Origin of the sequence: Brenneria izbisi, from assembly GCF_025840185.1 — a bacterium.
GTDB classification, from domain to species: Bacteria; Pseudomonadota; Gammaproteobacteria; order Enterobacterales; family Enterobacteriaceae; genus Brenneria; species Brenneria izbisi.
In genome coordinates, this window is sequence record NZ_JAMPJU010000003.1 from 129,678 (window position 1) to 143,486 (window position 13,809).

The 13,809-nt window shown below is 52.2% G+C and carries 10 protein-coding genes; 9 read left to right on the top strand and 1 reads right to left on the bottom strand.

The genetic code is table 11. The features are described from left to right. Window positions 1-177: 177 nt before the first annotated feature. Window positions 178-1,377: a Na+/H+ antiporter NhaA gene (nhaA, locus tag NC856_RS05735; RefSeq protein WP_264089474.1), complete on the top strand. Its 1,200-nt coding sequence runs from the start codon at window positions 178-180 to the stop codon at window positions 1,375-1,377. 79 nt (window positions 1,378-1,456) lie between these two features. Here nhaA and rpsT read toward each other — a convergent pair whose 3' ends face one another. Then, window positions 1,457-1,720, bottom strand: coding sequence for a 30S ribosomal protein S20 (gene rpsT / locus NC856_RS05740; RefSeq protein ID WP_010681770.1), 264 nt, complete (start codon window positions 1,718-1,720; stop codon window positions 1,457-1,459). Between the two features lie 301 nt (window positions 1,721-2,021). On the opposite strand from rpsT, the gene ribF reads away from it, so the two are divergent. The 8 genes from ribF to carB all read left to right on the top strand — a co-directional run bounded on the left by ribF (window position 2,022) and on the right by carB (window position 13,694). Next, window positions 2,022-2,963 (top strand): bifunctional riboflavin kinase/FAD synthetase, encoded by a 942-nt coding sequence (ribF, locus tag NC856_RS05745; RefSeq protein ID WP_264089475.1) that lies wholly within the window; start codon window positions 2,022-2,024, stop codon window positions 2,961-2,963. Window positions 2,964-2,995: 32 nt separating this feature from the next. Then, window positions 2,996-5,809: an isoleucine--tRNA ligase gene (ileS, locus tag NC856_RS05750; protein ID WP_264089476.1), complete on the top strand. Its 2,814-nt coding sequence runs from the start codon at window positions 2,996-2,998 to the stop codon at window positions 5,807-5,809. Next, window positions 5,809-6,318 carry a signal peptidase II gene (gene lspA / locus NC856_RS05755; RefSeq protein WP_264089477.1) on the top strand — a complete coding sequence of 170 codons (510 nt, stop codon included), beginning with the start codon at window positions 5,809-5,811 and terminating at the stop codon, window positions 6,316-6,318. Before ileS ends, lspA begins: the two co-directional genes overlap by 1 nt. Continuing rightward, on the top strand, window positions 6,318-6,791 hold the full coding sequence (gene fkpB, locus NC856_RS05760) for an FKBP-type peptidyl-prolyl cis-trans isomerase (protein ID WP_264089478.1): 474 nt from the start codon (window positions 6,318-6,320) through the stop codon (window positions 6,789-6,791). Before lspA ends, fkpB begins: the two co-directional genes overlap by 1 nt. Further along, a complete protein-coding gene (gene ispH / locus NC856_RS05765; protein WP_264089479.1) occupies window positions 6,772-7,722 on the top strand; it encodes a 4-hydroxy-3-methylbut-2-enyl diphosphate reductase in 951 nt (316 codons plus the stop codon). Before fkpB ends, ispH begins: the two co-directional genes overlap by 20 nt. 316 nt (window positions 7,723-8,038) lie before the next feature. Beyond that, entirely contained in the window at window positions 8,039-8,860 is an 822-nt protein-coding gene (gene dapB / locus NC856_RS05770; protein ID WP_264089480.1) for a 4-hydroxy-tetrahydrodipicolinate reductase, read from the top strand. A 446-nt stretch (window positions 8,861-9,306) separates the two neighbouring features. Next, window positions 9,307-10,455 (top strand): glutamine-hydrolyzing carbamoyl-phosphate synthase small subunit, encoded by a 1,149-nt coding sequence (gene carA, locus NC856_RS05775; protein ID WP_404802307.1) that lies wholly within the window; start codon window positions 9,307-9,309, stop codon window positions 10,453-10,455. 14 nt (window positions 10,456-10,469) lie between these two features. Beyond that, the gene (gene carB / locus NC856_RS05780; protein ID WP_264089482.1) at window positions 10,470-13,694 is read left to right on the top strand and encodes a carbamoyl-phosphate synthase large subunit; all 3,225 of its coding nucleotides are present in this window, start codon (window positions 10,470-10,472) and stop codon (window positions 13,692-13,694) included. The last annotated feature ends 115 nt before the right edge of the window (window positions 13,695-13,809 follow it).

The following is a 13,809-nucleotide window of genomic DNA, read 5'->3' on the forward strand; positions in this document are numbered from 1 at the left end:
GCCAGCCGGTTTTTTTACGCTTTTCAGCCGATATGAATAATGTTTAATTGCTCGTTTTTATCATGATTTTTGGAAATTTAAACGACTTTTAGCAAACGATGAAGTCGGGTAACCTAATACCTACGATGAAGAAAAGGCGCGGTATTGCTCTGTTCCTTTAAATTGAGAATGAATGACATGATAAATATGCTGCGCCGTTTTACCGGCTTCGATGCCGCAGCAGGTTTGATGCTGATTGGCGCGACAGCGCTGGCGATGATACTGGCTAACTTTTCTTTCAGTGCCGAGGCTTATCAGCAATTTTTGACGATGCCGGTGGAAATTCGATTCGGCGCGTTGGAAATCAAAAAGAATCTGCTGCTGTGGATTAATGACGCGCTGATGGCGGTTTTCTTTTTGATGATTGGCCTGGAAGTGAAGCGTGAGTTGATGGAAGGCACGCTGGCAAGCCGAAGTCAGGCATTGTTGCCGCTGGCGGCGGCTATCGGCGGCATGGTGTTTCCCGCGTTGATCTTCCTGCTGTTTAACTTTAGCGATGCGGATACCCGTTCCGGCTGGGCGATCCCTGCGGCAACCGATATCGCGTTTGCCGTGGGTATCCTGATTTTATTAGGCAAGCGCGTTCCCCCAGGATTAAAGGTATTTTTACTCGCGCTGGCTATTATCGACGATCTGGGCGCCATCCTGATTATCGCGCTGTTCTATACCCAGCAGATATACTGGCCTGCGTTCGCTGGCGCATTATTGGCGGTTGCCGTGTTGGGGTACATGAATAAGCAGAATGTGATGAAAACGTCCGCTTATCTGCTGGTAGGGATCGTTTTGTGGGTCTGTATTCTGAAATGTGGCGTACATGCGACGTTGGCGGGGGTGATTGTCGGGTTTTTTATTCCTTTGCGAGCGCCTGGTGGTCAGCATTCGCCAGCCACAACGTTGGAGCATGGCCTGCAAGTCTGGGTTTCTTTCCTGATTATTCCGCTTTTTGCTTTTGCCAATGCCGGGATCGTGCTGGAAGGTATTGAGCCTGGGAAGCTTTTCTCACCGCTGATTTTTGGGATCGCGGCAGGGTTGCTGATTGGTAAACCATTGGGTATCACGTTGTGCAGTTGGTTGATCATCAAATCAGGCTATGCCCGATTACCTGCCGGGGTCAGCTTCGGTCAACTCATGGCGGTGTCGGTGTTGTGCGGTATTGGCTTTACCATGTCGATTTTTATCACGCTGCTGGCGTTTACCAATAGCGATGCGGCATTTATTACTTATGCGAAATTGGGGATCTTGCTTACATCAGGGTTGGCTGCGTTTTTGGGGTATATCGTGTTGCACCGCACATTACCTAAATCGCACCGCGCACTGGATTCCGTGCTCCAGCGTTAACCAGGCAAGCGGGACTTAAGACGTAAAAAAACCGGCCTGAGCCGGTTTTTTTAACAACAATACAATCCGCGAAACGCGATTATTGCATGGCGTTGATGCGCGCAACCAGATTGGATTTATGACGTGCAGCTTTGTTTTTGTGGATCAGGCCTTTACCAGCCTGACGATCCACGATCGGTTGCATATCATTAAATGCTTTCTGTGCCGCTTCTTTATCGCCAGTAGCGATCGCCGCGTATACTTTCTTGATGAAAGTACGCATCATGGAGCGACGGCTTGCGTTATGCTTACGGCGCTTTTCAGACTGTACGGCGCGTTTCTTAGCTGATTTGATATTAGCCAAGGTCCAACTCCCAAATATATTCTATCGAGGACAATTCAAAGGCCGAGGAATATGCCCTTTTCGCCTTCGTTTGTCAATGGATTTGTGCAAATAAGCGCCGTTTGTACGTCGACGCTTGTTACGTTGTGATGGCGCAGGATTTTAACAGCTTCACGCGATGGAATACAGCTTTTCACTTCATAAATTCACCAGTAGCTGAAATCACGGCAGCAAAAGGCTGAATCGCGGGTTAACCTTACTCGCTGTACAAGGTATAATCCGCCGATTTCCATTATATTAACCAATTTGTTCTGAGCCAGCCATGCAGCTAATTCGCGGTATACACAATCTTCGGGCACACCATTATGGTTGTGTGCTCACTATTGGTAATTTTGACGGCGTGCACCGCGGACATCAAATGTTGCTGGAACGCCTGAAGCAGGAAGGCCTGGCGCGTCGCCTACCCGTTATGGTGATGATTTTCGAACCACAGCCGCAGGAGTTGTTTTCCGCTTCTGGCGCGCCCGCGCGTTTGACCAGCCTGCGTGATAAGGTGAATTATCTGGCAAAGGCGGGAGTGGATTACCTGCTGTGCGTGAAGTTTGATGCAGACTTCGCCGCCAACCATGCCCAAACGTTTGTATCCAAACTGTTGGTGGAAAAACTGGGCGTTAAGTTTCTGGTGGTCGGCGATGACTTTCGTTTCGGCGCTGGTCGGCAAGGTGATTTCCTGTTATTACAACGTGCCGGGGTTGAAGCAGGATTTGAGGTCATCAGTACCGACTCATTCTGTAATGGTGGAAAACGGGTGAGCAGCACGGCTGTTCGCGAAGCGCTCAGCCAGGATGATTTAACGCGGGCGGAAAGCTTGTTGGGTCATCCCTACAGTATTTCCGGGCGGGTGGTGCATGGCAATGCGTTGGGGCGGACGATCGGTTTTCCCACCGCCAATTTACCGTTAAAACGACAGGTGTCGCCGGTCAGCGGCGTTTATGCTGTCAGTGTATATGGTCTGGGCGATGCGCCGTTGCCGGGGGTTGCCAATATTGGCTCGCGTCCCACGGTAACGGGAGACAAACGCCAGCAGCTTGAAGTGCACTTGCTGGATATGGCCATGGATCTGTATGGTCGTCATATTGAAGTGGTGCTGCGTAAAAAAATACGTAATGAACAGCGTTTTGCCTCGCTTGATGCGCTAAAGCAGCAAATCGCTGATGATGTGGTGACGGCCCGGATATTTTTTGGGTTAAAGACACCGGTTTAATTTTTCTAGCCGAAAACGAAATCGAGAATCTAATGAGTGACTATAAGACTACCCTGAATTTGCCGGAAACAGGGTTCCCGATGCGTGGCGATCTGGCCAGGCGCGAACCTGACATGCTGAAACGTTGGTATGAGCAGGATCTGTATGGGATTATTCGTAAGGCCAAAAAAGGTAAAAAAACCTTCATTCTGCACGATGGTCCCCCGTATGCGAATGGCAATATCCATATTGGTCACTCGGTTAACAAGATTCTTAAAGATATTATCATTAAGTCTAAAGGTCTGTCTGGCTATAACTCTCCATATGTGCCGGGTTGGGACTGTCATGGTCTGCCTATCGAGCTCAAGGTCGAACAACTGATCGGCAAGCCAGGCGAGAAGGTGAGCGCGGCTGAGTTCCGCGCCGAGTGCCGTAAATACGCCGCCGAACAGGTCGCCGGTCAGAAGAAGGACTTTATTCGTCTTGGCGTGCTGGGCGATTGGGACCATCCGTACCTGACGATGGATTTCACGACCGAAGCCAACATTATTCGCGCGTTGGGCCGCATTATTGAAAACGGTCATTTGCATAAAGGGGCCAAGCCGGTTCACTGGTGCGTCGACTGTGGTTCTGCGCTGGCTGAAGCCGAAGTGGAATACTATGACAAAACGTCGCCGTCTATCGATGTGGCCTTTAATGCCGTCGATGTCGCCGCGGTGTGTGCCAAATTTGGCGTCAGCCAGGTTGAAGGCCCGCTTTCTTTGGTGATCTGGACCACCACGCCGTGGACACTGCCGGCTAACCGTGCGATCTCTCTGAATGCGGCGTTTACCTATCAACTGGTGCAGATTGCAGGACAAGCACTGATTCTGGCTGACGATCTGGTTGAAAGCGTGATGAAGCGTATCGGTATTGATCACTGGCAGGTGCTGGGCGAGTGCAAAGGCAGCGATCTGGAATTGCTGCGTTTCCGGCATCCGTTCATGGGCTTTGACGTTCCGGCAATCCTGGGCGAACACGTCACGCTGGATGCGGGTACTGGCGCTGTGCATACCGCGCCGGGGCATGGCCCGGAGGATTATGTCGTCGGTCAGCAATATGGGTTGGAAGTCGTCAATCCGGTAGGGCCGAATGGCTGTTACCTGACCGGGACCTATCCTGAACTGGATGGCAAGTTTGTCTTTAAGGCCAATGATACCGTGGTCGACATTCTGCGTGAAAAAGGCGTGTTGCTGCATATAGAAAAGCTGTTGCACAGTTATCCGTGCTGCTGGCGCCATAAAACGCCGGTTATCTTCCGCGCCACTCCGCAGTGGTTTATCAGCATGGATCAGAACGGTTTGCGTAAGCAGTCGTTGGCTGAAATAAAAGGCGTGCAGTGGATCCCTGATTGGGGTCAGGCGCGTATTGAGGCTATGGTCGCCAACCGCCCTGACTGGTGTATTTCCCGCCAGCGTACCTGGGGCGTGCCGATGTCGCTGTTCGTGCACAAAGACACGGAAGCACTGCATCCGCGTACCAGTGAGCTGATTGAAGCCGTTGCCAAACGCGTTGAGCAGGATGGCATTCAGGCATGGTGGGATCTTGATGCGGCCGATGTGCTGGGTGCGGAAGCGGCGGATTACGTCAAAGTGCCCGATACGCTGGACGTCTGGTTCGACTCCGGGTCGACTCATGCTTCCGTGGTGGATGTCCGTCCTGAATTTTGCGGTCATTCGGCGGATATGTATCTGGAAGGCTCCGATCAGCATCGCGGCTGGTTTATGTCTTCACTGATGATTTCGACGGCGATCAAAGGCAAAGCCCCTTATCGTCAGGTTCTGACGCACGGTTTCACTGTGGATGGTCAGGGCCGCAAAATGTCGAAGTCTATCGGTAATACTGTCAGCCCGCAGGACGTGATGGATAAATTGGGCGCCGATATTCTGCGCCTGTGGATCGGTTCAACCGATTATTCGGGGGAAATCGCCGTTTCCGATGAGATCCTGAAACGTTCCGCCGACGCTTATCGGCGTATTCGCAACACTGCGCGTTTTCTGTTGGCTAACCTGAACGGATTTGAGCCACAGCGGGATAGTGTGAAGCCTGAAGAGATGGTGGTGCTGGATCGTTGGGCGGTCGGTTGTGCGAAAGCGGCGCAGGAAGAGATTATCGAAGCCTATGAGAGCTACGATTTCCACCGTGTGGTGCAACGTCTGATGCAGTTCTGCTCCATTGAAATGGGGTCGTTCTACCTTGATATCATCAAGGATCGTCAGTACACCGCGAAAGGCGACAGCATTGCGCGCCGCAGTTGCCAGACGGCGCTGTATCATATTTCCGAAGCGTTGGTGCGCTGGATGGCGCCGATTCTGTCGTTCACCGCCGACGAAGTCTGGAACTTTCTGCCGGGCGAACGTGCGCAGTATGTCTTCACTGAAGAGTGGTATGACGGTTTGTTCGGCCTGGACGCGGCTGAAACTATGAACGACGTCTTCTGGGCGGATATTCTGAAAGTGCGTGGCGAAGTGAACAAAGTGATTGAGCAGGCGCGCAATGACAAACGTATCGGCGGGTCGCTGGAAGCGTCGGTCACGCTCTATGCCGATGCCAATCTTGCGGGTAAATTGAACCGCTTACATCAGGAACTGCATTTTGCGCTGTTGACCTCGAAAGCATTGGTTGAACGTTATGAAGACGCGCCTGCCGATGCGCAAGATACGGAACTCTCTGGACTGAAAATTGCCTTAAGCAAGGCGGAAGGACATAAGTGTCCGCGCTGCTGGCACTATGAGTCAGATATCGGGACAAATACCGATCATCCTGACATTTGTGGTCGCTGCGCAACGAATATCGGCGGCAATGGTGAAGAGCGTAAATTTGTCTGATGAATAAATCTATCTGTTCGAGCGGATTGCGTTGGCTTTGGCTGGCGCTGCTGGTTTTTATTATCGACCTGGGCAGCAAACAGTGGGTGCTCTCTCAATTTGCTCTGGGAGAGACATTGCCGCTGTTTCCTTCTCTGAATCTGCATTATGCGCGCAATTATGGTGCGGCATTCAGTTTTCTGGCGGATAAAGGCGGCTGGCAACGTTGGTTTTTTGCCGGGGTCGCGGTGGCGATTGTGGTCGCCTTGCTGGTGATGATGTATCGCGGCAGTGCACAGCAAAAGTTGAATAACATTGCCTACGCGCTGATTATCGGTGGGGCGTTAGGCAATCTGTTTGACCGCACATGGCATGGATTTGTCGTGGATATGATCGACTTCTATGTGGGGGACTGGCATTTCGCCACCTTCAATCTGGCGGATACGGCTATCTGCATTGGCGCGGCGCTAATCATACTGGAAGGCTTTTTTAATAAGCATGATGATACCGTCGAACAAAAGGGTCACTGATGTCTGAAACTGTACAGAGCAACAGCGAGGTGCTGGTGCACTTTATTCTGACGTTGGCGGACGGCTCTGCGGCGGAGTCTACCCGTGAAAGCGGTAAGCCCGCGTTGTTTCGTCTGGGTGACGGCAGTTTGTCCCATGAATTGGAGCAGAATCTTCTGGGGCTCAAACGCGGCGACAGACGTAAGTTCACGTTGTCGTCAGAGTCTGCGTTTGGGCCGGTCAATCCCAATCTGATTCAGTTCTTCCTGCGTCGTGATTTTGCCCAGACCGGCGTGCCGGATGTAGGTACGATCATGTTGTTCAGTGGCGTGGGCGGTAATGATATGCCCGGAGTCATTCGCGAGGTGGCGGAAGAGTCCATTACGGTGGATTTCAATCATCCGCTGGCGGGTCAGGCAATTACGTTCGATCTGGAAGTGTTGGCGATCGATCCCTCTAGGCAGGAGGTTCCCCATGCAAATCTTGCTGGCTAACCCACGCGGTTTTTGTGCTGGTGTCGATCGGGCCATCAGCATTGTTGAACGCGCGCTGGAGATATATGGTACGCCGATCTACGTCCGTCACGAAGTGGTTCATAATCGTTATGTGGTTAATGGATTGCGTGACCGTGGGGCGATCTTCATTGAGCAGATTAATGAAGTGCCGGATGGCTCGATTCTGATTTTCTCCGCGCATGGCGTTTCACAGGCGGTGCGTGCCGAAGCGAAGAGTCGCGATCTGACGGTTTTCGATGCAACCTGTCCTCTGGTGACCAAAGTACATATGGAGGTGGCGCGGGCCAGTCGAAAAGGCACGGAGGCGATTCTGATTGGACATGCGGGTCATCCAGAAGTCGAAGGCACCATGGGGCAGTACAATAACCCCGCAGGCGGAATGTATCTGGTGGAGTCGCCGGAAGATGTCTGGCAGTTGCAGGTGAAGGATGATACCAATCTGTGCTTTATGACGCAGACGACGTTGTCGGTTGATGATACATCGGCGGTGATTGACGCGCTGCGCGCACGCTTTCCAAAAATTATCGGCCCGCGCAAGGATGATATCTGTTACGCCACGACGAACCGTCAGGAAGCGGTACGCAATCTTGCGGCGGAAGCGGATGTGGTGCTGGTCGTGGGGTCCAGGAATTCGTCCAACTCCAATCGTCTGGCTGAATTGGCTCAACGTGCGGGAAAATCTGCGTATCTTATTGATTCATCGGAAGATATTCAGGAAACCTGGTTGGCTGGCGTGTCCCATGTCGGCGTCACGGCTGGGGCATCGGCGCCGGATATTCTGGTTCAGCAGGTCATCAAACGCTTGCAGGCGTTAGGCGGCAAGGTTGCCGTAGAAATGCAGGGACGTGAAGAGAACATCGTTTTTGAAGTGCCGAAAGAGTTGCGTGTGGAAGTGAAGCAAATCGATTGAGTTATTCAGGCGGTGGTGCGGTTGGCATCGCCGCTCTTTTCATTTATGTCTCCTGTTATACCTATATTCGCCAATTCGCCGCCAATAACGATGTGATAAAAATGCATGTTTATGCGTTTTTACCTCGGCGGTTTTTTAAGCATGGTACTGATGGCCCTGAATATCTCTGCCGCTGTTCATGTTTTCACGGACAGTTTTACTGATTTTATTACCCTTCCGACATAATTTTCTAATCCGGCTATAAATCCGCTGGCGATAGCGCGTCCCGCCCGTTACCCTGACATCATTTGTTGGGCGTATTACAGAGAGAGACATTATGAAGGATTCATCCATCCGTATCGCGATTGCGGGCTCTGGTGGGCGTATGGGGCGTCAACTGATTCAGGCTGTTGAGCAAACTGAAGGGGCCGTCTTAGGCGCAGCGCTGGAGCGTGCGGGATCATCCCTAGTGGGAATTGACGCCGGGGAACTGGCCGGTCTGGGGAAAACAGGAGTGTTGGTTAACGATAGTCTGGATGCCGTGCGTGATGATTTTGATATTTTGATCGATTTTACCCGCCCGGAAGGGACGCTGGCGCATCTGGCGTTTTGCCGTCAGCACCATAAGGCCATGATTATTGGGACAACCGGCTTCGATGATGAAGGTAAAGCGGCCATTGTTCAGGCATCTGAGGATATCGGCATTGTGTTCGCGGCCAACTTCAGCGTAGGGGTCAACGTTATGCTGAAGTTGCTGGAGAAAGCGGCCAGGGTGATGGGTGACTATACCGATATTGAGATTATTGAGGCGCATCATCGGCACAAAGTGGATGCGCCGTCAGGTACGGCGCTGGCGATGGGCGAGGCGATTGCTGGCGCATTGGGACGCGATCTGAAGACATGTGCGGTTTATGCACGCGAAGGCTATACCGGCGAACGTGATCCGAAAAGTATTGGTTTTGCTACCGTCCGCGCCGGCGATATCGTTGGCGAGCATACGGCGATGTTTGCAGATATCGGCGAGCGCATCGAGATTACACATAAGGCTTCCAGTCGAATGACTTTTGCTAATGGTGCGGTAAGGGCGGCAGTTTGGGTGAAAGGTATGAAAGTAGGTCTTTTTGATATGAGGGATGTGCTTTCCCTTAATGATTTATAATTAATGATTGTTTTTTTATAATTTATAACTCAATGATAAAAGTAGCGATTTATATCGTTACTTTTATTAATTGGTGTTGTGGGTTTTTATGATGACATATTTGAGTTTTTAACTGTTATTTATCGCTATTCATGCCTGAATTTCCTCGATGGAAGCGATAAATGCGTGATGTTGATTGATTATTACTCATATTTTAACAATGTTGGTTAGCAACCGTTTACTTGCCCCAGTTGATGTGCTTTTTTAAGGTTGTGAGCAGTTATTTACGGCGGAAAGCATAAAAAGGTGAGAAAAAAGACGGTTGGAGTAGACAAGTTGGCAGGCCATCATTAAAATGCGCCCAATTTGCCAAAAATTTACCTTACAGGTGGTTTTTGCATTGATTTAGAGCGATGAATCTGAATTAATATGCAAATAACATGATTTTTTATTCCTTGGAGGGTGTTTTGATTAAGTCAGCGCTATTGGTTCTGGAAGACGGAACCCAATTCCATGGTCGGGCGATTGGGGCGGAAGGATCGGCTGTGGGGGAAGTGGTCTTCAATACGTCGATGACCGGTTATCAAGAAATCCTTACTGATCCTTCCTATTCTCGCCAGATCGTCACTCTCACTTATCCTCATATTGGTAATGTCGGCGCCAACAAAGCCGATGAAGAATCTCCCGCTATACATGCTCAGGGTCTGGTTATTCGTGACCTGCCGCTGATCGCCAGTAACTACCGCAGTGAAGAAACCCTGTCCGATTACCTCAAGCGCAACAACATTGTCGCCATCGCTGATATCGATACTCGCAAGCTGACGCGTTTACTGCGTGAAAAAGGCGCTCAGAACGGCTGCATTATCGCGGGCGATGCGCCAGATGCGGCGCTGGCGCTGGAAAAAGCCAAAGCGTTTCCTGGGCTGAAAGGGATGGATTTGGCGAAAGAAGTGACCACGGCGGAAAGTTACCGTTGGCTGCAAGGCAGTTGGACGCTGGAAGGCGATTTACCCGCCGCCAGACAAGAAAGCGAACTGCCTTTCCATGTGGTGGCGTATGACTATGGCGTGAAACGCAATATCCTGCGTCTGCTGGTGGACAGAGGATGCCGCCTTACCGTGGTGCCGGCGCAAACTTCCGCGCAAGAGGTCTTGAAGCTTAACCCGGATGGGATATTCCTTTCCAACGGCCCAGGCGACCCTGAACCTTGCGACTACGCTATCCGCGCGATTAAAACGTTCCTGGAAACGGATATTCCGGTCTTCGGTATCTGCCTTGGCCATCAGTTGCTGGCACTGGCCAGCGGCGCGAAGACGATCAAAATGAAGCTGGGGCATCATGGCGGCAATCATCCGGTAAAAGATCTGGATAATAACCGCGTGATGATTACCGCCCAGAACCACGGTTTCGCCGTTGATGAAAATAATCTGCCCGACACGCTGCGGGTGACGCACAAATCGTTGTTTGACCACACGGTTCAGGGAATTCATCGCACCGATAAAGCGGCTTTCAGCTTTCAGGGACACCCGGAAGCCAGCCCCGGCCCGCATGATGCGGCGCCTTTTTTCGACCACTTTATTGAATTGATTCAGACTTACCGTTCTTCAGCGAAATAATCAGGAGCGAGAAAATGCCAAAACGTACAGATATTAAAAGCATCCTGATTCTGGGCGCCGGTCCGATCGTGATCGGTCAGGCGTGTGAATTTGACTACTCTGGCGCACAGGCGTGTAAAGCGCTGCGCGAAGAGGGATACCGCGTTATTCTGGTGAACTCCAATCCGGCTACCATTATGACCGACCCGGAAATGGCCGATGCGACCTACATTGAGCCGATTCATTGGGAAGTGGTGCGCAAAATTATTGAGAAAGAGCGCCCGGACGCGGTGCTGCCGACCATGGGCGGTCAGACGGCGCTGAATTGCGCGCTGGAGTTGGAGCGTCAGGGGGTGCTGACTGAATTCGGCGTCACCATGATTGGCGCCACCGCCGATGCGATTGATAAAGCGGAAGATCGTCAGCGCTTCGATAAAGCGATGAAGAAAATTGGCCTGGATACCGCACGTTCAGGCATCGCGCATAATATGGAAGAAGCGCTGGCTGTGGCGGCGGAGGTGGGCTTTCCTTGTATTATCCGTCCTTCCTTCACTATGGGCGGCACCGGCGGCGGCATTGCATACAATCGCGAAGAATTTGAAGAGATTTGCGAGCGCGGTCTGGATTTATCGCCAACCAAAGAACTGTTGATCGATGAATCGTTAATCGGTTGGAAAGAGTATGAGATGGAAGTGGTTCGCGACAAGAACGACAACTGTATCATCGTCTGCTCGATTGAGAACTTTGACGCCATGGGGATCCACACCGGCGACTCCATTACGGTCGCGCCCGCGCAAACCCTGACCGACAAAGAGTACCAGATCATGCGTAACGCTTCGATGGCGGTACTGCGTGAGATTGGCGTGGAAACCGGCGGTTCCAATGTCCAGTTCTCGGTTAACCCGAAGAATGGCCGCTTGATCGTCATCGAAATGAACCCGCGTGTTTCCCGCTCCTCCGCATTGGCGTCGAAAGCGACAGGTTTCCCGATTGCAAAAATCGCCGCCAAGCTTGCGGTGGGTTATACGCTTGATGAATTGATGAATGACATCACCGGCGGCCGCACGCCAGCGTCATTTGAACCGTCCATCGACTATGTTGTGACCAAGATCCCGCGTTTTAATTTCGAAAAATTCGCTGGCGCCAACGATCGTTTGACCACGCAGATGAAATCGGTGGGGGAAGTGATGGCGATTGGCCGCACGCAGCAGGAGTCATTGCAGAAAGCGTTGCGCGGTCTGGAAGTGGGCGCCACCGGCTTCGATCCGCAAGTATCGCTGGACGATCCTGAAGCGTTGACCAAAATTCGGCGTGAGTTGAAAGATGCCGGCGCCCAGCGTATCTGGTATATCGCTGATGCATTTCGGGCGGGCATGTCCGTCGACGGCGTGTTTAATCTCACCAATATTGATCGCTGGTTCCTGGTGCAGATTGAAGAACTGGTGCGTCTGGAAGAACAGGTGGCGGAAAAAGGCATGTCTGTGCTGGATGTTGACTTCCTGCGGCTGCTGAAGCGTAAAGGCTTTGCCGATGCGCGACTGGCGCAATTGGCTGGCGTTGCCGAAAGCGAGATCCACAAACGGCGTGACAAGTTTAATCTGCATCCGGTTTACAAACGCGTGGATACCTGCGCGGCGGAGTTCGCGACCGATACCGCATACATGTATTCCACTTATGAAGATGAGTGTGAAGCCAACCCGACGCAGGATCGTGAAAAAATCATTGTGCTGGGCGGCGGGCCGAACCGTATCGGTCAGGGCATCGAGTTCGATTACTGCTGTGTACACGCTTCGCTGGCGCTACGTGAAGACGGTTATGAAACCATCATGGTCAACTGTAACCCTGAAACCGTTTCTACCGATTACGATACGTCCGATCGCCTGTACTTTGAGCCGGTGACGCTGGAAGACGTACTGGAAATCGTCCGTATCGAAAAACCGAAAGGCGTGATCGTCCAGTACGGCGGGCAGACGCCGCTGAAACTGGCGCGAGCGCTGGAAGCCGCTGGCGTGCCGGTGATTGGCACCAGCCCGGACGCCATTGATCGCGCGGAAGATCGCGAACGTTTCCAACAGGCGGTAAACCGTCTGGGACTGAAACAACCGGCGAACGCCACGGTAGCCGCGATTGAAGAAGCGGTGGAAAAGGCACGCGATATCGGTTATCCGCTGGTAGTGCGTCCTTCTTATGTGCTGGGTGGCCGCGCAATGGAAATTGTCTACGATGAAATCGATCTGCGCCGTTACTTCCAGACCGCCGTCAGCGTCTCCAATGATGCGCCGGTATTGCTGGATCGTTTCCTTGATGATGCGATCGAAGTCGACGTGGATGCCATCTGTGATGGTGAGCGCGTACTGATTGGCGGCATTATGGAGCACATCGAGCAAGCGGGCGTTCACTCCGGCGACTCAGCCTGTTCTCTGCCTGCTTATACACTGAGCCAGGAAATTCAGGATGTGATGCGTCAGCAGGTTGAAAAACTAGCGTTTGAACTTTGCGTGCGTGGTCTGATGAACGTGCAGTTCGCGGTTAAGGACAATGAAGTCTACCTGATTGAGGTTAACCCGCGTGCGGCGCGTACCGTCCCCTTCGTTTCCAAAGCGACGGGGATACCGCTGGCGAAAGTGGCCGCTCGCGTAATGGTGGGGCAGACGCTGGCCCAGCAGGGCGTGACGAAAGAGGTCATCCCGCCGTACTATTCCGTGAAAGAAGTGGTGCTGCCGTTCAACAAATTCCCCGGCGTTGACCCGATTCTGGGGCCGGAGATGCGTTCTACGGGTGAGGTGATGGGCGTAGGCCGCACCTTTGCTGAGGCTTTCGCCAAAGCGATGCTGGGCAGCAATTCGCATATGAAAAAATCCGGGCGCGCGTTGCTGTCAGTTCGTGAAGGCGACAAAGCGCGGGTGGTGGATTTGGCGGCCAAGCTGCTTAAGCACGGTTTTGAACTGGATGCGACGCACGGTACGGCGATTGAACTGGGCGAAGCCGGCATCAATCCTCGTTTGGTGAATAAGGTGCATGAAGGTCGTCCGCACATTCAGGATCGTATCAAAAATGGCGAATACACTTATATCGTCAACACCACGGCTGGTCGTCAGGCGATAGAGGATTCCAAACTGATTCGCCGCAGCGCGTTGCAGTATAAAGTTCACTATGACACCACGATGAACGGCGGCTTCGCGACGGCAATGTCTTTGACGGCGGATCCGACTGAGAAAGTGACCTCGGTGCAGGAGATGCACGCATTGATTAAAGGTTAATTAATCGTTTATCCGCAACAGGAAAAGAAAAGCCAGCGTTGATGATAAACGCTGGCTTTTTTCAGCCACAACGCTTCATTTTCTGACGTGTAACGCCTTCTCCCTTGTCTCTCCT

Bases quoted from the DNA above. Each gene is read 5' to 3' on its own strand.
- nhaA (WP_264089474.1), top strand. From the start codon at position 178: ATGATAAATATGCTGCGCCGTTTTACCGGCTTCGATGCCGCAGCAGGT.
- ribF (WP_264089475.1), top strand. From the start codon at position 2,022: ATGCAGCTAATTCGCGGTATACACAATCTTCGGGCACACCATTATGGT.
- ileS (WP_264089476.1), top strand. From the start codon at position 2,996: ATGAGTGACTATAAGACTACCCTGAATTTGCCGGAAACAGGGTTCCCG.
- lspA (WP_264089477.1), top strand. From the start codon at position 5,809: ATGAATAAATCTATCTGTTCGAGCGGATTGCGTTGGCTTTGGCTGGCG.
- fkpB (WP_264089478.1), top strand. From the start codon at position 6,318: ATGTCTGAAACTGTACAGAGCAACAGCGAGGTGCTGGTGCACTTTATT.
- ispH (WP_264089479.1), top strand. From the start codon at position 6,772: ATGCAAATCTTGCTGGCTAACCCACGCGGTTTTTGTGCTGGTGTCGAT.
- dapB (WP_264089480.1), top strand. From the start codon at position 8,039: ATGAAGGATTCATCCATCCGTATCGCGATTGCGGGCTCTGGTGGGCGT.
- carB (WP_264089482.1), top strand. From the start codon at position 10,470: ATGCCAAAACGTACAGATATTAAAAGCATCCTGATTCTGGGCGCCGGT.